A 22,333-nucleotide genomic window follows, 5' to 3' on the forward strand; every position below is an offset into this window, starting at 1 on the left:
CTGTAAATACAGTTTATGAAAATTGATTACCTCCAGGCTTTAAAACGTGTCGCGGATGCTCGCGGTACCTGGATCCTGCACGGGCAGGAACCATTACTGGAACAGAACTTGCTTGATGCATTTCGCCAGTCATGGCAGGTACAGGAAACTGAACGGCAGCGTTATGATATTTCCAGTGTTTCTGACTGGAAGCATGTCTTTAACGCGCTTAATAGCCTGTCATTATTTTCACAGCATCTTGCTGTTGAAGTACACGGCAATATCAAACCAGATGCTGGCGCCCTCAAGCAGCTGAAAAACTATATCCAGCATAATGAGTCTAACCTACTGTTAGTGGTGATGCCAAAGCAGGATAGTAGCAGTCTCAAATCTGCCTTTTTTCAAGTAGTTGAGGCAAATGGTGTAGTGGTGCCGCTAGTGGCGAATTATCCTAAGGAACGCCAGCAGATTTTAAGCATTGAGGCAGAAAAGCTAGGTATCCAGCTGGATCAGGAAGCCTGGCAGTGGCTCATGCAGCATCATGAACATAATCTGCTTGCTGCAAAAAACAGCCTGATGCGTGTTAGTGATACGTTTCCCGAACAGCGGTTAATTCTCACTGAACATTTATATGCTTGTTTACAGGACCAGTCACGTTATAGCACCTATGATCTGAGCGATGCTTTGTTAGCTGGCAATCTGGCACAGTCAATCCGTATTTTCCAGTATCTGCTGGCCTCAGGTGAACCCATGAGTCTAATACTCTGGACTATTAGCCGTGAAATGCGGCTATTGATGCAGTTATTTGAGCAACCACAGAATGCACTGCAACTGGGCATTTGGAAGACTAAAATCTCCAGTTACCAGCAGGCTTTACGCCGTCTTAATCCGAGACAGTTTTTAACCTGGCCGGGTTTGCTGTTGCACATTGATGCTGCAATTAAGGGCATGAGTGAAGAAAATGCCGAGCATCTCTGTCAGCAGGCAATTGCCGAACTATGCGGTGTTAGCCTATTTGAATACTCAGCCTGATTAAAACAGTTGAGTAAATGTAACTCATTATCAGATATTTAAAAAAATTCAATATTTATCCTCATTTTATTCTTATACTTAAACAAATTTTTTCCCTTAACCTGAATCATCATGCGAAAAATAAAGCCAACCAAAGCGATTATCATCGCAGTCAGTATTGCCGTAATTGCAGCCCTTGCCTGGTATTTTCTGAAGCCGGAACCTGAACAGCCGCAATATATTACCGCTGAGGTCACACGCGGCAATATTGAAGATTCGGTACTGGCAACAGGTATCCTGGAAGCGACCCAAATGGTTAATGTCGGGGCCCAAGTTTCTGGTCAGGTCAAAAAAATGAATGTGAAACTGGGAGATCAGGTAAAGCAAGGCCAGCTGATTGCACAGATTGATTCGATTCGTCAAGAAAATGAAGTTAAGACCGCTGAGGCGAATATCAAAAACCAGCAGGCGCAGCTGGCGGTCAGACAGGCCAATCTGGCTAAAGTTGAAGCTGAGTACCAGCGCCAGCGAAACATGTACGCACAGGATGCTACCTCACGTGCTGAATATGAATCCGCTCTCGCCAGTTATCGTACTGCTCAGGCAGAAATTGCAGCAATTAATGCCCAGATTGAACAGTCGCGTTTAACCTTAGCTACCGCGCGTGAAGATTTAGGCTATACCCGCATTGTAGCACCAATGGATGGTACTGTCGTTGCGATCGTGACTGAAGAAGGTCAGACCGTAAACGCAAACCAGAGTGCACCTACCATTGTTAAGCTGGCAAAACTCGACAATATGACTATCAAGGCTGAAATTTCTGAAGCTGATGTAATGAAAGTAGAGCCTGGCCAAAAAGTCTATTTTACGACACTAGGTGATAGTGAAACTAAACACTATGCCAGCCTGCGTCAGGTTGAGCCTGCGCCAACCTCAATCAATTCAGAAACTACCAATAATACTTCAAGCTCATCCAGTACTGCAGTGTACTATAACGCACTATTTGATGTGCCCAATGAAGATGGCAAGCTGCGTATTGATATGACTGCACAGGTCTACATTATTCTGGCAGAAGCCAATAACGTGTTAACTGTACCGGCTTCTGCCCTTACAACTGCCAACCGTCCACAACGTACACGTGGTGAAGGCAGTAGCGCAGCAGGCGGTGATAAACGCCCAGATAGAAATACTGATAATAAATCTGCAAACCCGAACCGCCCGCAACGTCTTAACCTGACTGCCGAGCAGCGTCAACTGGTGGCACAAGGTAAAGCCAAACTCTCGAGTGTCAGGGTATTACAAGCTGATGGTAGTAGCCGTCCACAACAGGTACTGGTGGGTTTGAATAACCGAGTCACTGCAGAAATTATTGCAGGGCTCAAACAGGGTGATCAGGTCATCATTGCAGATGGTTCCGATAACTCGAATGAAAATGCCAAACGCAGTAACCGTGGCGGCCCAATGAGAATGTAAGCATGAGTCAGAATCAGCAGCAACCTTTACTGGAGGTCAGCCAGCTCACTCGTGAATTTCCGGCGGGTGAAGGCACTGTCCAGATTCTTAAAGGCATTGATCTAAAAATTTATCCAGGTGAACTGGTGGCTATTATTGGTCAGTCCGGTTCCGGCAAGTCGACCTTGATGAATATTCTGGGATGTCTGGACAAGCCCACCCAGGGTAGTTACAAGGTCAATGGTAAAGAAACCCGCAAACTGGAACCAGATGAGCTGGCTCAGTTGCGCCGTGAGTATTTTGGCTTTATTTTTCAGCGCTACCATCTGCTGGGTGATTTGAGTGCAGCAGGGAATGTAGAAGTTCCAGCAATTTATGCAGGTGCAGACAGCACTGAACGGCATGAACGTGCACAGAAGTTACTGACAGATCTAGGCTTAGGAGATAAGACCCAAAACCGTCCAAGCCAGTTATCTGGCGGACAGCAGCAGCGTGTTTCAATTGCCCGTGCACTCATGAATGGCGGTGATGTCATCTTGGCTGACGAACCAACTGGCGCGCTGGATAAGCATAGTGGTGTAGAAGTAATGCGCATTTTGCGTGAACTGAATGCCAAAGGCCATACGATTATTCTGGTAACACACGATATTAATGTTGCCAAAAATGCTACACGAATTATCGAAATCAGTGATGGACAGATTATTGATGACCGGCAAAACATACCGGAATATCAGGAAAATGAAGCAGCGCTAGAGCCAGTACAAACCTTAGTAAAAGAACCGCAAGCAAAAATTTCATCTTGGCGCTCGGCCTTGGACCGTTTAGGTGAAGCATTCCGTATGGCCTTACTGGCCATGAATGCGCACCGGATGCGGACCTTTCTGACTATGCTGGGTATTATTATCGGGATTGCTTCGGTAGTGTCAGTGGTAGCACTCGGTAATGGTTCACAAAAACAGATTTTGGAAAATATCAGCAGTCTGGGTACCAACACTATTACCATTTATCAGGGTCGTGGATTTGGCGATAATTCACGCTCTTCTCAGGTAAAAACCCTGATTCCGGCTGATGCCGACGCATTGGCAGATCAGCCTTATGTCCAGGGGGTTTCTCCGACAGTCAATAACAGTGTCACTGGCCGTTTTAAGGATACTGAGGCTTCGATTACTGTAAATGGAGTCAGTGATCAGTTCTTTGATGTGCGTGGTTTAAATTTCACTGCAGGGCAGGCATTTGATAAATTTGCTATTAATGAACGCTCGCAGGATGTCGTTATTGATAGTAATACTCAAAAGACCCTGTTTGCAGATGGTTCCGATCCGATTGGACAGGTCATTTTGCTCGGAAGCGTACCAAGTCGAGTGATTGGTGTAGTTGAAGCCAATGCCGGTATGTTTGGTTCCGACAGTTTAAATGTATATCTGCCCTACTCTACTGTAATGAGCCGGATGCTGGGCCAGTCCAATGTGCGCAGTATTATTGTACGGGTAAAAGATGAATATTCCAGTTCGGCCGCTGAAAATGCCATTCTGTCTTTGCTGGAACAGCGTCATGGTGCTCAGGACGTTTACAGTCAGAACTCGGATAGCATCCGCGAAACCATTGAGAATACAACCAAAACCATGACCCTGCTGGTGTCTGCAATTGCAGTAATCTCTCTGGTCGTGGGCGGGATAGGGGTTATGAATATTATGCTGGTTTCAGTCACCGAACGTACCCAGGAAATCGGGGTACGGATGGCGGTAGGAGCACGCCAGAGTGATATTCTGCAACAGTTCCTGATTGAAGCCATACTGGTCTGTATTTTAGGCGGGATTCTGGGCGTTTTGCTTTCCCTCGGTTTAGGCCAGCTGGTTACCAAGCTCTCTAACGGGTCTTTCCAGATGGCTTACTCCACCACCTCCATGATTGCAGCCTTTGTCTGTTCCAGCATGATTGGTATTGTATTTGGATTTTTACCGGCACGTAATGCTGCACAGCTTGATCCTGTTGCCGCCCTTTCAAGAGAATAAGGAGAATTTCATGTCTTTGCAGTTGACTAAACTTGCTGCCGCACTTTTTCTGACAAGTTCTCTGGTCGGCTGTGCGGCAATAGTAAAAACACCATATGAGCAGCCAAATATACAAATTCCGGGCAGCTTTCAGAACAGCCCGGTAAATGGTAAGCAAATTCATGCCGATGTTTATGCAGATCAATGGTGGACACTGTTTGGAGACCAGCAGTTAAACACTCTGGTAAATCAGGTTTTAGCCAGCAACACAGATTTAGCTGTCGCGGGACTAACTCTACGTCAGGCGCGTTTACGTGCCGAGCTGGCACGTAATGCCGAGTTACCCCGGGTAAATGCAGGTGTCTCGACAGGACATCGGATTGATCTGAATTCAGGTGATGACCAGTCGCAGGGGGTATCCCTTAGCAGTGGATTGAGTTATGAAGTGGATCTGTTTGGTCGCTTAGACCGGCAGACTGAAGCTGCACGCTGGGAAGCTGCAGCAACGGCTGAGGATTTACAGGCTACTGCCCAAAGTCTGATTGGTAACACAGCAAATCTTTACTGGCAGTTAGGCTATCTGAATGAGCGCCTGGTTGTACAGAACCAGAACCTGCAAAGTTCACAAAAGCTTTTAGATCTGGTCCGGGTACAATACCGTGCAGGTGCTGTGTCTGGACTGGAAGTAGCCCAGGCAGAACAGGCCGTACAAAGTCAGCGAGCCAGTTTGAGCCAGTTACAACAACAGCTGGTGGAGACACGCACTGCACTCGCTATACTTTTACAGATTCCGGTACAGCAGTTAAATATTCAGGAACCGCAGCGCTTACCTGTCATTCGCCTGCCTGTTATTGGCGCGGGTCTACCTGCAGAAATTTTAGCGCGTCGCCCAGATTTACGTGCTGCCGAGTTACGTTTACGTCAGGCCTTGGCAACCAAAGATGCAACTCGAGCCAGCTATTATCCTTCAATCAGCCTGACTGGAAATCTGGGTTCAACCAGTACTTCCCTGACCCAGCTTTTACAAAATCCTGCGCTAACGCTGGGAGCGAATTTAAGCCTGCCTTTTTTGCAGTGGAATGATATGAAGCGTGATTTAGCTATCAGTGAACTGGATTATGAAAAAAGTATCCTGAACTATCGACAGACTCTTTATCAAGCTTTCGCTGATGTAGAAAATGCACTCTCAGCCCGGACTGAACTGGATAAACAGGTTCGCTATCAGGAACAGAATCTGGCTTTGGCGGAACGGACTGAACGTTTATATGAGGTACGTTATCGCAATGGTGCTGTGGCTTTAAGCAACTATCTGGATGCTCAAGAAACTACTCGTAATGCTCGTATTGCCTTGGTTCAGGCTAAACAGAACCAATATAATGCTTATGTTACCTTAATGCAGGCTTTAGGTGGCAGTCCCATTCAACAGCTTCCTTGAACAGAGAAAAACTTTAAAAAAAGCTCATTGTTGGGCTTTTTTACTGATTAATACCTGTTCTTTTAAATTTTGTTAATAATCAGTGTTTAATTTCTCAAGTATTTATATGTTATTCAGTATTTAAACTTAGCCATAAATTTTTATTTCATCAGCCCATTCGACTCTAGTAAAACTTACTTTTATAAATGCCCTTAAGAACTTAAGACTAGACCTTTTTAGATTTAATGAAAATAGGACTATAAAAATAAAAACGGCCTGTAATGGCCGTTTTTAAGTAAATATCTTTTATTCAGTTTCTAGTAAAGCCTGGCTCATGCCAACTGTATTAAAACCAGAATCAACATACAGGATTTCGCCAGTGATACCAGATGCCCATGGAGAACACAGGAATAAAGCCGCATTTCCGACTTCTTCAATAGTGACATTACGGCGTAATGGCGCAACACGTTCATTGGCATCCAGCATTTTACGGAAAGATTTAATTCCGGAAGCTGCCAGTGTACGGATTGGACCGGCAGAAATGGCATTGACACGAATACCTTCAGGACCCATGCTTGATGCCAGATAACGAACACCAGCCTCTAATGAAGCTTTAGCCATACCCATGACATTATAATTAGGCATCACGCGCTCTGAACCCTGGTAGGTTAGCGTGAGTACACAACCCTGACGCGCCTGCAGTAAAGGCTTGGCAGCACGTGCCATGGCAATCAGGCTGTAAGCACTAATGTCATGTGCAATACCGAAACCTTCACGGTCTGTAACTTCGGTAAAATCGCCATCGAGTGTATGTGCCGGAGCAAAGCCAATTGAATGCACTAAACCATCCAGACCATCCCAGTGCTTTGCCAGCTCGGTAAAGGCTGTTTCGATTTCAGCATCATTCGCCACATCACAAGGAAATACCAGTTGAGAACCGAACTGTTCAGCAAAATCATCCACACGTTTTTTTAATTTTTCATTCGGATAGGTAAAAGCCAGCTCAGCTCCTTCACGATGCAGTGCCTGTGCAATACCAAATGCAATCGATAACTTACTCGCAATACCCGCAATTAAAAAGCGTTTACCTGCCAATAATCCTTGTGCCATGGGATTCTCACTTTAAATAATTTGTCTGCATAATGCCAAGTCTTGACTAATTGTGAAATTGCATAAAGCACCTTTTTTCGTATTTTTTCTTTTTATAAAAAATTGCCTCAATACATGAGGCAATTTTTGCAAATTTTATAGAGAAAAATCAGTCATTCGATAACAGACCGATCAAACGCAGGAATGATATATACATCCAGACTAGAGTAGCCAGCAAGGCAATACCACACAGCCATTCCATGGATTTTGGTGCACCTTGGGCTGTGGCTGTCTCAATCAGGTCAAAATCCAGAATCAGGTTTAATGAAGCAATGACTGCAACAAATACGGCGAAACCAATACCTAGCCAGTTACTCTCAAACAGGTAAGGAATGGCCGAACCAAAGGCAAACTGCATGATGAGCTGAATGACGAAGACAATACACAGTGCCAAGGTTGCAGACATCACCACTGCTTTAAATTTTTCAGTCGCACGGATAATCTGCATACGGTACAGGGCAAACATGACCAGTGTAGTCACAAAGGTAGCCAGTAAGGCCTGAAGTGGTGCGCCTGGGTATTTCAGTTGAAATACAAAAGAAATACCGCCCAAGAAAGCACCTTCAAATAAAGCATAAGGAACGGCCAGTGTGGGAGCAGTATTAGGCTTAAACGTTGTCACCAATGCCAGAATCAGCCCCCCAAACATACCGACCAAGGCTGCTGAATAGGCCAGGTTAGCATTGGCAGTCATAGCGCAGTAAAAGAAGAGCGCAATACCGACTACAGCAGATACAACAGTCAGCATCACTGATTTTTGAATTGCGCCCCGGATGGTCATAGGCCGGTTGAAATCACTATAGGTTTCAACCCGGGTTAATACAGGGTTATTACTTTGCATAATTGAACTCAACATTTATTGTAATTTAGGGATAATCAAATTTTAAACCGAATTTCTTTTGTGCCGATGAAGAGCTTGCTTCTTTTTGTTAATTTAAGCTATTTCATTATAAATAGATTTATCTTTTATTAAAGTTGTCAAAATAAGCACTTAAATTACTTATCTCTATTTAATACTCATAAAAACTACTGGTCTCTGAATTTATACATAGTTATTGAACTGGAACCAGCTGATAGTAACCAGAGGATAGCGCCCAGCGGTAACCTCTTGGTGGAGCAGGTAATTTCGGCTCACTTCCCTCATCAATAATATATTGGCTTCCCTGATACTGAGTTGGAAATTGACTATTCAAGATCACCTGTCGCTGATTACTGTATTCATAGTGTCTAGGTAGCTCGTAACGGTACTCAACATAAGGCCCTCTCTGCTGTGGATAAGAATATTGAGGATGAGGCCGATGCGGACCTGTGCCCCATTGTGGAGGTCTTTGATGAGGCGGACGGTACTGTGGCGGAGGCAATGGCTTCGTAGGGCGCTCTACACCTCGATAATTTCCCCAGCGGTTACTGCTGTCAGCAAAAACAGATAATGCCATTCCCAAACACAGGCTGCCAAGGACAGCTAGACGCAATAAGTTATGCATGGCAGTACTCCAGATCCATATATTTCTATCTTAGCCCTAAAATATGAATAAAAAATAAACATTTTTTAAATATCTTATTTTCCAAACTGAAAGAACTGGCTGAAATCGGGTAAAAGCAAAAATATGCTAAGATGCGTTTTTGTTTTGCTATGGGAAACAGGTCTGTGTCTGACTTAAGCTTTGAACGGCTCTATCAATTTTTCAGTAGGGTTCCATGTGTACAGGAACAGCGAATTGCAGCACATGGAAATGATGGTGAACATGCCTGGTGGTTCAAATTTTACATCGATATTGAACACCCGCTAGCTTGGCAAACCGTACAGGAATTGGGCCATGTTTTGAATTATCTATCGACCAATGAACGCCTGCCCACACAGTTTTTACCCGTTTCACCTCCACCTTATATGAATGGAGCAGCCAAGGACTTTCTCGCTTGGGTAATTCAATGTAATCATGCAGATTTTCCACCTGATGTGGTTTGCGACTGGCTAGAAGCCCGCTTGCCGAATCCAGTGGATGATGAAAGTCAGTGGCATATTAAAACTGACCTGAGTGAACTGGAGAATTTGACACCTGCCGAACTTGATCAGTTGATCCCGCCCACTCACTGATTATTTTATCGGGCACGAGATTATATAAACCTCCTGCCCTTTTTAGAATATTCTAAAAAGTGGATATACCACTCCACTCCATAAAACGATATGTCCAGTATTTTAATTTTGAGTGATCAGCATATTGAGAATAAGGTACGCTCATAGACCGTCCATTCAGGTTAGACCAAGCTGTATCAAAATAGCGTTGAGCATCAACAAAAACCTGTGCTTGCGGCTGACCAACTACTCTTAAATCTGTTTCCAGATTATAATTTTTCAAATTTCTTGCAGTAAAGTTGGCAGAGCCGGCAATTATTTCACTTTGATTCTCACCACGTTTCAACAGTATTTTGCTATGGCATTGCTCGCCTTGGGTATTACACCAGCGTAAAGGAATCCCCACCTGATGCAGCTCCATTGCTACTTGACGGTTAGGTATACCATTTTTCTGGCGGCCAAAAGCATCTTTATTCGGATCAAGTAGTATCCGCAATTTTACCCCCCGCCCATGGGCAGCAATTAATGCCTTAATAATATGCCGTTCCGAAAGGTAGAACATGGCCAGATCAATCTGTTCATTAGCCTTGGCAGAATTGATTAAATCCAGAGCTTTCCGGTAAATTGCTTCTTCTGTAAGAACCTGAACCTGAGGATAATTTGAATCCTCTTCAAACTCACCGACTACTACAACTGGCGCTTCTCCTTGAGACATTCTGGCTACAGCCTGCTCAGTTTTCAGCACATCCATAGCGGTATTGCCTGTTACGACCAGTCCAATGTTGGAGTGACGTGAACTGCCATCATGCGGATTGGCTGAAGTAACCAGTGCTTTCCAGCCAGCTTCAGTGTCAACCACCAGTGTTTTACGATGATTGGCTTTAAAATTAATGAGATGCAAATAGCTGCGTAAAGTTACCTTTTCCTGCCCGAACGGGTTGGGAAGCCAGCCTTTCTCTGGATTATTCCCTAATCCCTGACAGCAGATATACCAGAAACCTGACCATAATGGATTAGAAGCCCGCAATGGTGTTAAGTCAGTTTCTATAACCTCAATACCACTTTTACGCAATTGTCGGTAATGTTCAGGCGCAATTCCCCCATAGACTGAATTTATCGGGTCAGTAATCACGGTAATATCAATACCCGGAATTTGTCGGCGCTTACTGATCAGCGCATTGGTGAGTTCTTGGGTGAGAGGACGGTGAGTAATCTTGGCGGCACCAATTTCGGGATTATATAAAAACATATCCAGCACAATGGTCGTGCGGGCTTCCTGAATCAGTTTCAGCATTTCATTGAATATCTGCTGGTCCGCCTGCTGCCGTCCCTGAATATCAATATAGGTTTCATCGGCAAGAAACTTAATATTGGCATGGCGCAACCGGCCTTCGAAGTCCAGTCCTTCTGGTAGAGGTTTATAAATATGATAAATGGCTGAAGCGAAGTACCCTACAGCCATTAAGGCTATAATCGTAGCGATATAACGGCGGCCTGACCAGTTCAGTTTATGATGAATTCGATGAAAGATACGCATATGATAAAACCTAACCCAATCGGTTCAGGCTAGGTTTTATCAGCTGATTTTTCAAGAGCTTTTTCGTGAGCCATTTTTATTTAAATAGCTCAGGCCCTTTATTTAAAAGTTAAAATCCAGCCCGACAGTAAAGTTACGGCCAACCTGTGGAATATTTGAAAGGAAAGAAGCGTGGTTATAAACCGTTTCATCCAGCAGATTATTGGCTTTCACATAGATGCGGTAATCGGTTTTATCTGTCGCTCGTGCCGAATAGGCCAAGCCCAGATTGACCATGTTATAGCCTTCTGTTTCAGTTTCATACGCCGCAATTTTGTCTTGGGTAAAGACATGGTAATACTCAGCCATACCAGAGAAACCATCACCAAAGTCCGCATCAATCTTGCTACCTAGACGTCCGCCCGGAATCCGTGGTGCATTACCTTCTGTTTCGATCTTGCCACGAACATAATCACCAAATAGACTGGCTTTATAGCGTGGCGACAGCTGATAGGACACTTCACCTTCAGCACCATAAAAACGTGCTTTATCTTGTGTATATTCAACCAGGCGGAAGTTTTCGAAGCGGTCCAGTGTCTGAGCATAAATATAGTCATCAAACCAGTTATGGTAAGCATGAACATGATAATTCAGCTTGTCGCCCTCATAATGAAAACCCAGTTCGATATTATTTGATTTTTCTGTGTCCAGATTCTCATTACCGATTTCATAGGTATTGGTGGCCAAATGCTTGCCTTTGGCATAAAGTTCCTGAGCCAGAGGTAAACGCTCCTGATGCGAGGCAACCAGTGACAGTTTATAATCAGGCAAGAATTCCCAGTTAGCAGCGCCTGAATAAGAAAAGGCATGATCATCATAATTTTTTTGTGGTGAATCAATCTCAATCTTTTGCTGATCAAAACGCGCTGCCAGCTCAAAATGTACATCATTCCACTGGGTGTGTTCTAAAGCAAATAGGCTCCACTTATCTGTTGTGGTTGGCCCGGCAAATAAAGATTCTTCACCAGTAATATTCAGCTTCTGACGACCAAATTGCGTACCGATGACGCCTTCCCATGCTGCGACCGGCTGATGCACCAGTTCCAGACGCGCATCATAACCCGTACTTTTAAATGTGGTAGCTGCTTACCCTCTTCAATTTCATCATGTTTGTAGTCGGTATAGCTGGCTTGAGCACGTAATTTTTTAAATCCGGCAAAAGGATCATCCAGCTCGGTTCTAAAATCATAGCGTTCAGACTTCAAATCAACCCAAGGACCGGCATGATCATGATCCTCTTCATGACTGTGCTCGTGTTGATGCCCCTCTTCATCATGATGATGTTCATCACCACAATCTAGATGAGGCCTACCGGATAAATGGGCTTCACAGCTTTCATATTCATGACTATGTCCAGGTAAACCATACTGGTCCTGGCGGTTCGTATAGGAAAGGCCGGTAAACCCGCGATCATGAATCCAGGAAAGTCCGACGCTGGCTGTATCGGATTGTGCGAAGGTATTATCAACCCTGCGTTCTTTTACCAGATGGCTGTGGTCGCCGTGGCTATGCTCATGATAATAGTCTGGCGCAATATAATTGTTGGCATCACGTTTTAGCCCTTCAACCCGAAGTGCCACCTGTTCTCCCAAAGCTAATGTCACACCTGCTGTTCCAAGCTTCTCATCATTACCACTGTTATAACGCAGCCCTGCACTACCTTCATAACCATTATCAGGTATGCGTGTCGGAATTTTACTATCTGTAACATTAACCAGCCCTCCCACTGTACCGGCACCATACAGCAAGGTAGATGGCCCACGCACGATCTCTACCTGCTTGGCAAGCGCAGGGTCAACCATAACAGTATGATCAGGCGACAAGGTGGAAACATCCATGGTTTCTGAGGCATTTTGCAGTACCTTCACTCGTGCCCCCTCCTGCCCGCGAATTACAGGGCGGCTAGCACCGGGTCCGAACTGGTTGGAATATACCCCCACCTGATCACTTAAAGCTTCACCAATTGTTGTACCGCCTTGGACCAGTTGCTCTTTTTCAATAATATTATCTGCCGCCGCGTAATCTACAGCGCTTTGTACCAGCGGATGAGCTGTTACCTGTATTGTTTCCAGCTGCTGAACAGAGCTATTTTCTTCAGCAAAAATTACCGGAGAAACCACCGCCATAATCGATAAAGTTAGAAAGTTCTTAGAAAACTGCATCTTGTTGACTCAAGTGTACTTTTAATAAAATGTTATATTATAACATTTCACTATTTTTGCAATAAAAAACATTCTAATAAAAAGTTTTAAGTAAACTGTGGTTCATTATTTTTAGTCTTTATCAGTTTTCATGCCTTTTACGCTCTCTCATGCAGTTTTGGCGCCACCACTAGCAAAACTTAGTGGTAACCGCCTGCCTCTGGCTGCATTAGCCATTGGCTGCATGGTGCCTGACCTGATCCGTTTATTTGTTGCAGATGCTGCAGGTTATACTCACCAGTGGGCCTCAATACTGCATCCTAATTTATGGATTGGCCTAGCTTTCACACTGGTTTGGTATCTGATTTACCGGCCTGCGTTATACCGTTTTTTAGGTATCCATAAACCTCTAAATATTCATACCCCTCTGCAAGCTCTTATTTTTTTAATAAGCTGTAGTATTGCCATTTTACTGGGCACAGCAACGCATATCCTTTGGGACGGGCTAACTCATGCTGACTACAGAACTTTTGCCTTCTATAATTTTTTAAGCCAAAACATTGTTTTATTAGGCAGTAGTTATCCTCTACATATGGTGCTACAGATTGGTACTTCAATATTGGCATTACCTGTTCTGTTTTGGTTTTCCTGGCGTTATTACCTGCTTTATCGGCAGCACTTGAAAGTGTCTTCTAAAATTAAAACTTATTTTTGGATATTATTTGGTTTGGCATTCCTAGCTGGTGCATGGTCTGTTTATGACTACCTGAGCTATTTCAAGCCAGAGTTAATCTCATCTGAGCTTTATTTTTTTACCGGTAAATCTATTAACGAGTTCAGTCAGGCCTCACTGGCTATTTTCAGCTTAGGATGTATCCTGTTTTTAATTTTAGATCGGAAACATCTTATGGATTAGTCATATTTTTTCTCTTAAATATTACTAATCTGACCAGAACCGATCCAAGATATTTCTCTTGCAAACTATAAGCACAATTTATCAGGGTTTTTTGATCTAGTTCTTGTGACAGAATCTTCTAAGAGGCATAATCTCCCATTACCTTAAGGCGGTACGCTGTTTACGTATACGCTTTCACTAACCCATATAGTTGGATTTTAGACGCTATGATGCGAACTCATTACTGCGGTTCTTTAACAGAAGCTCAAATTGACCAAACCGTAACTCTGTGTGGCTGGGTACACCGTCGCCGTGACCACGGTGGTGTGATCTTCCTTGATATGCGAGACCGCGACGGTCTAGTTCAAGTGGTTATTGACCCAGATACACCTGAAGCGTTTGCAACAGCGGACAAAGCTCGTTCTGAATATGTATTGAAAATTACTGGTCGTGTACGTCGCCGCTATGCGGGTACAGAAAATGCCAATATGATCAGTGGCCAGATTGAAGTATTAGGTAAAGAAATTGAAGTTTTGGCTCAGTCTGAAACACCTCCATTCCCGTTGAATGATGAAAATACGAATATCTCTGAAGAAATTCGTTTGAAATACCGCTTTTTAGACATTCGCCGTCCGGAGATGCTGGACCGTTTACGTTTCCGTTCTAAAGTTACCAATCTGATCCGTAATTATCTTGATGAGAATGGCTTTCTTGATGTTGAAACTCCAATTTTAACTCGTGCAACGCCTGAAGGTGCACGTGATTACCTGGTACCAAGCCGTGTTTCAAATGGCAGCTTCTATGCCTTGCCACAATCTCCACAGCTATTCAAGCAGTTATTGATGGTGGGCGGTATTGACCGTTACTACCAAATCGCAAAATGTTTCCGTGATGAAGACTTGCGTGCAGACCGCCAGCCTGAATTTACTCAAATCGATATTGAAACATCGTTCATGAGTGACGATGACATCATGGATTTGATGGAAGGTATGACCGTTAAGATGTTCGACGAACTTCTGGGCATTAAATTCGACAAATTCCAACGTATGCCGTATAGCGAGGCAATGCGTGACTACGCGTCTGATAAACCAGACTTGCGTATTCCCTTGAAACTCGTTGACGTTGCAGATTTAATGCAAGACGTTGAATTCAAGGTATTCGCAGGTCCTGCAAAAGATCCGAAAGGCCGTATTGTCGCACTTCGCGTCCCAGGCGCAGGCTCACTTCCACGTAGCGCAATTGATGAATATACCAAGTTTGTTGGCATCTACGGTGCAAAAGGCTTGGCTTACATCAAAGTCAATGAACTTGAAAAAGGTATTGAAGGTCTTCAATCTCCAATCGTAAAATTCATTGAGCCAATCGTGCTGGATCTGTTAAAACGTGTTGGTGCTGAAAATGGTGACATCGTATTCTTCGGTGCGGATAAAGCGAAAGTCGTCAATGATGCAATGGGTGCACTTCGTGTGAAAATTGGTCATGACTTGAATCTTGCTACATGTGAGTGGGCTCCGCTTTGGGTGGTTGACTTCCCAATGTTCGAAGAAACAGATGATGGCAAATGGACTTCTGTTCACCACCCATTCACGCTGCCTAAATCAAGCGTTGAGGAAGTGAAGAACAATCCAGGTGAAGCATTATCTGTTGCTTATGATATGGTATTGAACGGTACTGAAATCGGTGGCGGTTCACTTCGTATTTATACTTTAGAGATGCAAAAAGCAATCTTCGAAGCACTGGGTATTAATGAAGAAGAAGCAGAAGAGAAATTCAGCTTCCTGCTCAATGCCCTTCGTTATGGAGCTCCTCCACATGGCGGTTTGGCATTTGGTCTGGATCGTCTGGTCATGCTGATGACTGGTGCATCTTCAATTCGTGATGTGATTGCGTTCCCTAAAACTAAAACTGCCGAATGTCCACTGACTCAGGCACCTGCGCCGGTTGAGGCAAATCAACTACGTGATTTAGGTATCCGTTTACGTGAAAAACCAAAAGCTGAATCTCAAGAATAATATCTTGAAGATTTAAATAAGCCCCGCGACTTGCGGGGCTTTTTCTTGGATTGTGAACATACCTGAGCAATGGCATAATAAAGGCCATTCAAATTTGAGGTTATTGCTCATGGCTATGCGTCCTGAAGTCCGTCGTCGTGCAATTGTGATTATTGTATTTTCATTTGTGCAGTGGCTTTTCATGCGTTATATCTTGGCCAATGATTTATGGTCTCTTGATACTAATCAGCGAATTCTTTATTTCTGTGTCAGCAGTTTAGGTGGCGCTCTTCTAATCTTTGTTTCACTGATTTATATGGTATTGAAAGGAAATTCAGATAAATAACTTTATTTATCTATTGGGGTCGTTATGGGCTTACGAAAATCTACAAGAAAATTATTCCGCTTTTTATTATTCAATTTAAGATTTTATAAAAATGTAAGATATAAAAATTTAGATTCAGAAAATTTTGCAGATCCTATCATTTTAAATCCTATAGATAATCATCAAGTTGATATTCCTAAAATAATATGGATGTACTGGGATTCAGAAGTACCCAAGCTGGTTAATAATTGTTTCAGACAAGTACAGCAGTTAAATCCTGAGTATCAGATTTATATATTAAATTCAGATCTTATCTCTGATTTCTGCGATCTAGACTTTTCTATATATGAAAACTTAACCCCACAGCAACGATCTGACCTATTAAGATTTTATCTTCTTTATCATTACGGCGGTATTTGGCTGGATGCCAGTGTGATTACCTATACAAATCTTGATTGGATAATCGATTACTGTATAGAGAATAAGACCTCTACTTTTGCTTATTATAGAGCAGCAAACGTTACTGTAAAAGAGTATCCTGTTATAGAAAACTGGCTTCTAGCATCAGAGAAGGGCAATATTTTTTTTAAACACTGGCTAGATGAGTTATCTTATGCCTTACAGTTGGGAGTTAGAAACTATATTGCAGAGATAAAAAATACAAGAAAAAACTATTCAGATTATTTCCAAAATATAGGATTATTAGAATATTTAGTTGCTTATGTAGCTTGTCAAAAAGTGTTACGTGAGACACCTGTTAGTATTTCTCTTATTAACTGTGATAAGAATGCATTTCTATACCAAAATATAGATTTAAAATGTAATATCTATTTTATTGAATCTTTAGTTTTAAAATACAGGCCAGAACGAATGCCTCATTTAATTAAATTAATTGGTTCAGATCGAAATCTATTAACACCCTATGTGCTTAAAAATAAATTTAAAAATAATTCTTTCTTAGATTTCTGAAATTAAGAGGCAGTTAAACCGACTACCTCCTGTCCATTTCTAAAATTTATTTATTAAGAGGATATTTTTTATAGAATAGTTTAGACAAATTATAGTTCATAGATTCACCGTAGCGGCTTTTAGGTAAATCAGATGATTTTGCCCGCTCACCTTCAATTGTACTTAGTTGAGTATTTTGCTCTCCAACATTAATTATAGGATGATCAATTAAATATGTCATTAAGATATTAGATTGATTATTAAAATCGTATAAATAACTCCAATCATCTGCTTTTCTAATTGGCTGATGGTAATTAATAAGATTTTCTGCCATTTCACGATCAACTATATACGCGACTGCATAATTTACCCGATTATAAAAATGAGGATGGACTTTCAATACTTCTCTTTCTAAAAACTTATCACTTCTCAATATTCCTCTAACTTTTAAACTTTCTTTCATTTGTATTCCCCCTAAACTAAATAATGTATTTTTAGGCAGATTTAATTTTTTAAGTTCTGTTTCTAACTTTTTTAAATCTAGATCATTTGGCAAAATAGCATCATCTTCAAGAATTAATGTGAACTGTTGATCCGTTTCCAGGAATTTTTTTAGAGCCAGAAGATGAGATAAGGTACAACCTAATTCTGCTGGGGTTAAAGGTTTAGCCCGTCCTTTTACTGCTTTTTCAAAATACTCTTTTGCTGATAGCTCTCCCCCTTTAACTCCTACTCTAGTTATAGGTAATTGCCCTTGCTCAAAAAAGTTTTGGGCAAGAAACTTATTCAAACGAGGTGAGTTCTCATTTTCAATACTGACAATATAAATATTCATTAATAAAACCCCTTTAACAGCAAATCAGATATCTAATGTAAAATAGAGCTAATATAGCTTTATTATTTTCTTGTATTGTCATGATTCGTTCAATTCAAAAAAAATGGTACAAGTACCAACAAGCAAAAAAAGCAAAAACTTTTGACTCCCATTGGTATATGCGTTTTGGCTGGTTAGAACAACCTTTTACTACACTTGAGCAATTAGATTCACTCTTTGAGATCCATTCCCCTAGAAAGTTTACATTTGCAGATAGCTTTCATGCTTATGAAAATGGCCGCCATTTCATTTTTTTTGAAGAAGTCGATGATCAGCATCCGGTAGGCTTTCTTTCGGTTTTAGAAGTCTTTAAGGATGGCACTTACACACCACCTGAAAGCATATTAAAACTCGATTATCATCTCTCCTATCCTTGCGTATTTAAAATAGATCACACTTGGTACATGATCCCAGAGTCTTCTGCCAATAAAACTATTGAGCTTTGGAAATGTACTGAGTTTCCGCTGAAATGGGAAAAACATTCGAACCTTATTGAAAATATTGAAGCAGTCGACAGTACCCCTTTTTACCATGAGGGCTTATGGTATCTTTTTACCTCAACGCGTCGTGATTGCAAGAAGTTTGGTGACCGTTTAGACCTGTTCTTTACCGAGAATATTTTAAATCCTAACTGGCAAGAGCACCCAATGAATCCGGTATGTCGTGGCAGTCAGCAGTTCCGTATGGCAGGCAAACCTTTTATTTATAAAGGGCAACTGGTTCGACCAAGCCAAGATTCTTTAAAACGTTATGGCGGCAATATCGAATTAAAGGCCATTATTCAACTTAGCCCGACAGCTTATGAAGAAAAATTACTAGAAGTGGTTTTACCCGAATGGAATCAGGCAGATGATGGTTGCCATACCATTAATGTCGAAGATAACTTCATGGTACTGGATGCCATCCGCCTGACGCCAAAAAATAATTAAGTTTTTAGCAGAGCTTTATAAATATTAAGCGTCTGCTCTGCCATGGCTGGTACAGTCAATTCAGCCTTGGCTTTTGCATATAAAGGGCCAAAGTCACTTTGCGCCTCAGGTCGAAGTGCACATTGAATCGCTTTTGCTAAACCTTGGGCATCTCCAATTTGTGCCAAATATTGTTCTGGCAGCCACTCAATTACACCATTTACTTTAGTTGAAGCCATCGCTTTATCGGCCTGTAAAGCTTCGACCATAACAAGTGGAAAACCTTCACGATCTGATGACAAAACCACGATATCTGCTAGTTGCACCAGATCTCGAGCATCGGTTCTCAATCCCAGAAAAGCGACCCGATTTTGCATGTTCAATACGCTGACTTGTTTTTCTAAACTTGCTCGAAGTGAGCCATCGCCAACAATCCATAAATTGGCATTGATCTGTTGCATCGACTCAATCAATAAACTGATATTTTTTACTGGTTCTAAACGCCCAATACACATAACAACTTTTTTGCTTGTATCTAGCTTAGCAAAATCTTTTTGAATCGATTGGAGTAACTTTTCTTTATTTTCAACTGTAAGTACGGGTTGAGGATATACACCGTTATAAACCACGTGTGCTTTAGACTCAGGAATACCTTTCGTGAGCGCTTGGCTTACTGCAATAACCGCATCACCAGCTAAATAAGCAGATTTATTCTTTTTAGTACCATGAACAGTCGTTACAAACTTCGGGCCAGATAAAAATGGCTTAATACGGGCAATCAGTTCAGCCGCTTTTCCTGCTTGTGCATGAACAATGGGGGGTTGGATTTGTTGAATTAGATTTTTAAGTTGCCAAAGTAAAAAAATATTCCAACGGCTACGTGCAAAATCGACAGCATGAAAATGTACTTGTTGGCTAAACTTGTCTACATAGCAAGGATGTGCAATCACATGTACTTCATGATTTAAAGCAAGCTCATTAACAAGATTAAAAGTGTGCTGCTCTAATCCACCAACTCCACCACTTGTTGCCAATACCTGAACAATTTTCATAGCTTGCCTACTTATTTTTATCTTTATTCATGGTCTGTTCAAACAGTTTGGCTTCTTTTAGAAATGCATAAAATGCGTTAATCATACTATTTACGAAACCACGCCAACCATTTAAGCAACTACGGCGAATAAAATAAGACTTCATAAAAGTCATAGGCATCACTAAAACCAATTTAGCAACGCTTGGAGACTTTCCTTTTTGGTATTTCTCTAATGCTTTTAAGTTGGAATATTGGTTATTTTTTTCGACCTTAACGAAAATACTCGACTCACCATAATGATAAATGTCGTGTTGGGCACGCTGAGATTGACCATCTACAACTACATTTTCATGAACTTTATTAGCAAGGTCATAATGCCCCTTGGACTTGCGGAAAAAACGCACCTTTGCATGTTTTTTAGTATGTTTACTGTTGGGAACACCTAAGAACACATCATTAATTGGTGTGATTAATGCATCAAACTTGTTTTGCTGAATGGTCTCAACAATCTCTTGTTTTAATTCCTTAGATAAGACTTCGTCGCCATCTAGGTTAAGCACCCAATCATTTCTGCATTTAGCTAAAGCTAAACTCTTTTGCCCGGCATAACCCTGCCAGTCTTGGTGAGAAATCTGCGTATTCTCAAAACGCTGAGCAATTTCATAAGTATTATCAGTACTGCCCGAGTCTAAAATAATAACTTCATCAAACTCACTGACACTTTGCAAAGTTCGCTCTAACCAAGCACCACAGTTTAAAGTGACGATATAGACACTACATGGAATTTTATTCATAACTTATAACGTCCTTTAGCAAGGGCGATACGCATCTGTAAAGCATTCATGGCACCATGCGTGCTGACACGTGGAATATTAAATTGGTTATTTGCTTCATACGCTTCGATTTTTTTACGAGTCGATACTGCGTTTTTAAAGCCAATCTCTTGAGCCATTTTCTGGTGTTTTTCGTTAAATCGACCAAATGGATAAGCAAAACTCGGGCACTTGCCAACTAATGCTTCAATATCACGCTTAGACTGAAGCATCTCGTCATAAGCAGTTTGATCATCAAGTTTAAGTAAGTTCACATGATGCTGGGTATGCGCACCAAACTCAATCAAACCAGAATTCGCCATTTCATGAATTTGCTCATGAGTCAGCTTTTCGATACCTTCAATTTGAGTTGCCAAATAAATAGTTGCTTTCGCGTTATATTTTTTAAGTAATGGATAAGCATAAAGATAATTATCCATAAACCCATCATCGAAACTTAAAGCCACCACATTTTTTTGATGACGATATTGTTCAAGCTCAGAGACAAAACAAAAAATAGCTTTTTTACGCGTCAACAACTGTAAGAGTTGCTCAAACTTTTCAGGAGGCATGTTCATGCCAGAGGCTGCATCTTTAGGGGTAACCTGATGTAGCATCACAATGCGTGGTAATTTGTTCGAACGGAACGGAAGCCAGAATGTATAATTACCCAGCATATATAACAATGCAGCAAGTACTAATAGGCCTACCGCAACATACAAAAACCACATCATGCATAAACCTCATGTGACCATTCATAATCTTCTGAAAGGGGCTGCTTAAATGTCACTTCAACCATAAATTGGGTGATACGTTTAGCATTGAAAGAATTGCGGGTCTTCTGCCATCCCTCTTTCGCTATTTTTTCAGCCTGCTCAGGATTTTGATCAAAGAATTGGATTTTCTTGGCCAAGTCAAACTGGTCATCAAAGTAAACCACTTCCTGCTCGGTGTAGAGTTTATCAAAACCTGGAATTCTTGGGCTAAAGGTGAGTAAACCATTACCTGTCAGCTGCACAATACGGTCAGAGCTATATAAAGTGACATCATTACGGCGTGAATAATTCAGTCCCATTTTAGTTTCAGACAGAACCTTATAATACGCTTTGCCATAAACACCTTGCTGTGCAAAACAACTATAGTATTGATAGTTGACCCGAGCCTGCTGTAATGCATCAGCTAAGTCTTTTAAAAACTTTTCACGCTCGGGCTCTTTATAAACCACACCGCAAAAAATAAAAGTTTTGTCAGTTTTAGAATTTGAAAACTGTTGCAGCGTTTCTACATTATGATGGCCAATATTTGGCATATAGGCTACGCTTAAATGGGGTTGCTTTAACTTTTGAAGATATTCGCCACCCGTCGTACAAAAAATAGCATCAAGATAGGGTGAAAATAATTTTACAAAGTCGAGTTTGCTTTCAAGATAAAGTGGATCGACATACCAAAATGCGATTTTAGTATTTGGATAAGATTCTTTAATTTGTCTTAAAACTTCTGGACTCATCAAGTCACTATGTCCAACCAAAACTAAATTAGGTTCAATATTATTAACAACTTTTAGGACTTCTTTATTAGCCCAATTAGCCCCCAGTTTTTTTGTCTTAAAAATCGTCCCCATTCGGGCCATATCCCGAAAACTGAAATCATAAACGAAATGGCCATTTTCAATTAATCCAGCCGAAATCTTGCGATCAGTACAATAAAAGTGCGCACCCTGTTTATTAAAACCAAAATTTGCAATATGCAATATTTTCATT

19 protein-coding genes and 1 pseudogene are annotated in these 22,333 nt (G+C 41.7%); 10 read left to right on the forward strand and 10 right to left on the reverse strand.

Features of this window, described 5'->3' with window-relative positions:
• The first annotated feature begins 15 nt into the window (after positions 1-15).
• The 4 genes from holA (at position 16) to J502_RS00400 (ending at position 5,868) form a co-directional block, all read left to right on the forward strand.
• On the forward strand, positions 16-1,011 hold the full coding sequence (gene holA, locus J502_RS00385; protein WP_005016405.1) for a DNA polymerase III subunit delta: 996 nt from the start codon (positions 16-18) through the stop codon (positions 1,009-1,011).
• 111 nt (positions 1,012-1,122) lie between these two features.
• On the forward strand, positions 1,123-2,463 hold the full coding sequence (locus J502_RS00390) for a MacA family efflux pump subunit (RefSeq protein ID WP_005405991.1): 1,341 nt from the start codon (positions 1,123-1,125) through the stop codon (positions 2,461-2,463).
• A gap of 2 nt (positions 2,464-2,465) precedes the next feature.
• Positions 2,466-4,454 carry a MacB family efflux pump subunit gene (locus J502_RS00395; RefSeq protein ID WP_005405801.1) on the forward strand — a complete coding sequence of 663 codons (1,989 nt, stop codon included), beginning with the start codon at positions 2,466-2,468 and terminating at the stop codon, positions 4,452-4,454.
• A gap of 10 nt (positions 4,455-4,464) precedes the next feature.
• On the forward strand, positions 4,465-5,868 hold the full coding sequence (locus J502_RS00400) for an efflux transporter outer membrane subunit (protein WP_005405740.1): 1,404 nt from the start codon (positions 4,465-4,467) through the stop codon (positions 5,866-5,868).
• Positions 5,869-6,153: 285 nt separating this feature from the next.
• Here the strand turns inward: J502_RS00400 and J502_RS00405 are convergent, their stop codons facing one another.
• The 3 genes from J502_RS00405 to J502_RS00415 form a co-directional block, all read right to left on the reverse strand.
• Positions 6,154-6,957, reverse strand: coding sequence for an enoyl-ACP reductase FabI (locus J502_RS00405; RefSeq protein ID WP_005016413.1), 804 nt, complete (start codon positions 6,955-6,957; stop codon positions 6,154-6,156).
• Between the two features lie 148 nt (positions 6,958-7,105).
• Complete coding sequence (locus tag J502_RS00410) at positions 7,106-7,837, reverse strand: Bax inhibitor-1/YccA family protein (protein ID WP_005406016.1); 732 nt, start codon at positions 7,835-7,837, stop codon at positions 7,106-7,108.
• A gap of 211 nt (positions 7,838-8,048) precedes the next feature.
• Positions 8,049-8,480, reverse strand: coding sequence for an RcnB family protein (locus J502_RS00415; protein WP_005405977.1), 432 nt, complete (start codon positions 8,478-8,480; stop codon positions 8,049-8,051).
• A 164-nt stretch (positions 8,481-8,644) separates the two neighbouring features.
• On the opposite strand from J502_RS00415, the gene J502_RS00420 reads away from it, so the two are divergent.
• Positions 8,645-9,091: a hypothetical protein gene (locus tag J502_RS00420; protein ID WP_005405931.1), complete on the forward strand. Its 447-nt coding sequence runs from the start codon at positions 8,645-8,647 to the stop codon at positions 9,089-9,091.
• A 52-nt stretch (positions 9,092-9,143) separates the two neighbouring features.
• On the opposite strand, the gene J502_RS00425 is transcribed toward J502_RS00420, so the two are convergent.
• Positions 9,144-10,607 (reverse strand): phospholipase D family protein, encoded by a 1,464-nt coding sequence (locus J502_RS00425; RefSeq protein ID WP_034682685.1) that lies wholly within the window; start codon positions 10,605-10,607, stop codon positions 9,144-9,146.
• A 102-nt stretch (positions 10,608-10,709) separates the two neighbouring features.
• Positions 10,710-12,808, reverse strand: a pseudogene (znuD, locus tag J502_RS00430) (zinc piracy TonB-dependent receptor ZnuD).
• A gap of 130 nt (positions 12,809-12,938) precedes the next feature.
• Between znuD and J502_RS00435 the strand changes: the two are divergent.
• The 4 genes from J502_RS00435 to J502_RS00450 all read left to right on the forward strand — a co-directional run bounded on the left by J502_RS00435 (position 12,939) and on the right by J502_RS00450 (position 16,967).
• Positions 12,939-13,703, forward strand: a complete 765-nt coding sequence (locus J502_RS00435; RefSeq protein WP_005405816.1) for a DUF4184 family protein — start codon at positions 12,939-12,941, stop codon at positions 13,701-13,703.
• A gap of 206 nt (positions 13,704-13,909) precedes the next feature.
• Positions 13,910-15,694: an aspartate--tRNA ligase gene (aspS, locus tag J502_RS00440; protein WP_005016423.1), complete on the forward strand. Its 1,785-nt coding sequence runs from the start codon at positions 13,910-13,912 to the stop codon at positions 15,692-15,694.
• 109 nt (positions 15,695-15,803) lie between these two features.
• Positions 15,804-16,019 (forward strand): hypothetical protein, encoded by a 216-nt coding sequence (locus J502_RS00445; RefSeq protein WP_005405695.1) that lies wholly within the window; start codon positions 15,804-15,806, stop codon positions 16,017-16,019.
• Positions 16,020-16,043: 24 nt separating this feature from the next.
• Positions 16,044-16,967 (forward strand): glycosyltransferase family 32 protein, encoded by a 924-nt coding sequence (locus J502_RS00450; RefSeq protein WP_005405780.1) that lies wholly within the window; start codon positions 16,044-16,046, stop codon positions 16,965-16,967.
• 46 nt (positions 16,968-17,013) lie between these two features.
• Here the strand turns inward: J502_RS00450 and J502_RS00455 are convergent, their stop codons facing one another.
• Positions 17,014-17,781: a glycosyltransferase family 25 protein gene (locus J502_RS00455; protein ID WP_005405920.1), complete on the reverse strand. Its 768-nt coding sequence runs from the start codon at positions 17,779-17,781 to the stop codon at positions 17,014-17,016.
• An 80-nt stretch (positions 17,782-17,861) separates the two neighbouring features.
• Here J502_RS00455 and ghy point away from each other — a divergent pair, with 80 nt between their 5' ends.
• Positions 17,862-18,749 carry a glycosyl hydrolase Ghy gene (gene ghy, locus J502_RS00460; RefSeq protein ID WP_005405890.1) on the forward strand — a complete coding sequence of 296 codons (888 nt, stop codon included), beginning with the start codon at positions 17,862-17,864 and terminating at the stop codon, positions 18,747-18,749.
• Here the strand turns inward: ghy and J502_RS00465 are convergent.
• Genes J502_RS00465 through J502_RS00480 form a run of 4 tightly spaced genes read right to left on the reverse strand, consistent with a single transcriptional unit; the run spans position 18,746 to position 22,332 of the window.
• Entirely contained in the window at positions 18,746-19,780 is a 1,035-nt protein-coding gene (locus J502_RS00465; RefSeq protein WP_005405881.1) for a glycosyltransferase, read from the reverse strand. The two genes, ghy and J502_RS00465, sit on opposite strands and share 4 nt — an antisense overlap.
• A gap of 7 nt (positions 19,781-19,787) precedes the next feature.
• Positions 19,788-20,555: a glycosyltransferase family 2 protein gene (locus J502_RS00470; RefSeq protein ID WP_005405882.1), complete on the reverse strand. Its 768-nt coding sequence runs from the start codon at positions 20,553-20,555 to the stop codon at positions 19,788-19,790.
• Positions 20,552-21,307 (reverse strand): polysaccharide deacetylase family protein, encoded by a 756-nt coding sequence (locus J502_RS00475; RefSeq protein ID WP_005405703.1) that lies wholly within the window; start codon positions 21,305-21,307, stop codon positions 20,552-20,554. Before J502_RS00475 ends, J502_RS00470 begins: the two co-directional genes overlap by 4 nt.
• Positions 21,304-22,332 (reverse strand): glycosyltransferase family protein, encoded by a 1,029-nt coding sequence (locus J502_RS00480; protein ID WP_005405946.1) that lies wholly within the window; start codon positions 22,330-22,332, stop codon positions 21,304-21,306. The genes J502_RS00475 and J502_RS00480 overlap by 4 nt, the downstream gene beginning before the upstream one ends.
• Position 22,333: the final 1 nt, after the last annotated feature.

This window comes from Acinetobacter sp. 1294596, assembly GCF_000582925.1.
Lineage (GTDB): Bacteria > Pseudomonadota > Gammaproteobacteria > Pseudomonadales > Moraxellaceae > Acinetobacter > Acinetobacter radioresistens.

Excerpts from the sequence above, each read along its gene's own strand:
- holA (WP_005016405.1), top strand. The coding sequence starts at position 16 with ATGAAAATTGATTACCTCCAGGCTTTAAAACGTGTCGCGGATGCTCGC.
- J502_RS00390 (WP_005405991.1), top strand. The coding sequence starts at position 1,123 with ATGCGAAAAATAAAGCCAACCAAAGCGATTATCATCGCAGTCAGTATT.
- J502_RS00395 (WP_005405801.1), top strand. The coding sequence starts at position 2,466 with ATGAGTCAGAATCAGCAGCAACCTTTACTGGAGGTCAGCCAGCTCACT.
- J502_RS00400 (WP_005405740.1), top strand. The coding sequence starts at position 4,465 with ATGTCTTTGCAGTTGACTAAACTTGCTGCCGCACTTTTTCTGACAAGT.
- J502_RS00405 (WP_005016413.1), bottom strand. The coding sequence starts at position 6,957 with ATGGCACAAGGATTATTGGCAGGTAAACGCTTTTTAATTGCGGGTATT.
- J502_RS00410 (WP_005406016.1), bottom strand. The coding sequence starts at position 7,837 with ATGCAAAGTAATAACCCTGTATTAACCCGGGTTGAAACCTATAGTGAT.
- J502_RS00415 (WP_005405977.1), bottom strand. The coding sequence starts at position 8,480 with ATGCATAACTTATTGCGTCTAGCTGTCCTTGGCAGCCTGTGTTTGGGA.
- J502_RS00425 (WP_034682685.1), bottom strand. The coding sequence starts at position 10,607 with ATGCGTATCTTTCATCGAATTCATCATAAACTGAACTGGTCAGGCCGC.
- J502_RS00435 (WP_005405816.1), top strand. The coding sequence starts at position 12,939 with ATGCCTTTTACGCTCTCTCATGCAGTTTTGGCGCCACCACTAGCAAAA.
- aspS (WP_005016423.1), top strand. The coding sequence starts at position 13,910 with ATGATGCGAACTCATTACTGCGGTTCTTTAACAGAAGCTCAAATTGAC.
- J502_RS00445 (WP_005405695.1), top strand. The coding sequence starts at position 15,804 with ATGGCTATGCGTCCTGAAGTCCGTCGTCGTGCAATTGTGATTATTGTA.
- J502_RS00450 (WP_005405780.1), top strand. The coding sequence starts at position 16,044 with ATGGGCTTACGAAAATCTACAAGAAAATTATTCCGCTTTTTATTATTC.
- J502_RS00455 (WP_005405920.1), bottom strand. The coding sequence starts at position 17,781 with ATGAATATTTATATTGTCAGTATTGAAAATGAGAACTCACCTCGTTTG.
- ghy (WP_005405890.1), top strand. The coding sequence starts at position 17,862 with ATGATTCGTTCAATTCAAAAAAAATGGTACAAGTACCAACAAGCAAAA.
- J502_RS00465 (WP_005405881.1), bottom strand. The coding sequence starts at position 19,780 with ATGAAAATTGTTCAGGTATTGGCAACAAGTGGTGGAGTTGGTGGATTA.
- J502_RS00470 (WP_005405882.1), bottom strand. The coding sequence starts at position 20,555 with ATGAATAAAATTCCATGTAGTGTCTATATCGTCACTTTAAACTGTGGT.
- J502_RS00475 (WP_005405703.1), bottom strand. The coding sequence starts at position 21,307 with ATGATGTGGTTTTTGTATGTTGCGGTAGGCCTATTAGTACTTGCTGCA.
- J502_RS00480 (WP_005405946.1), bottom strand. The coding sequence starts at position 22,332 with ATGAAAATATTGCATATTGCAAATTTTGGTTTTAATAAACAGGGTGCG.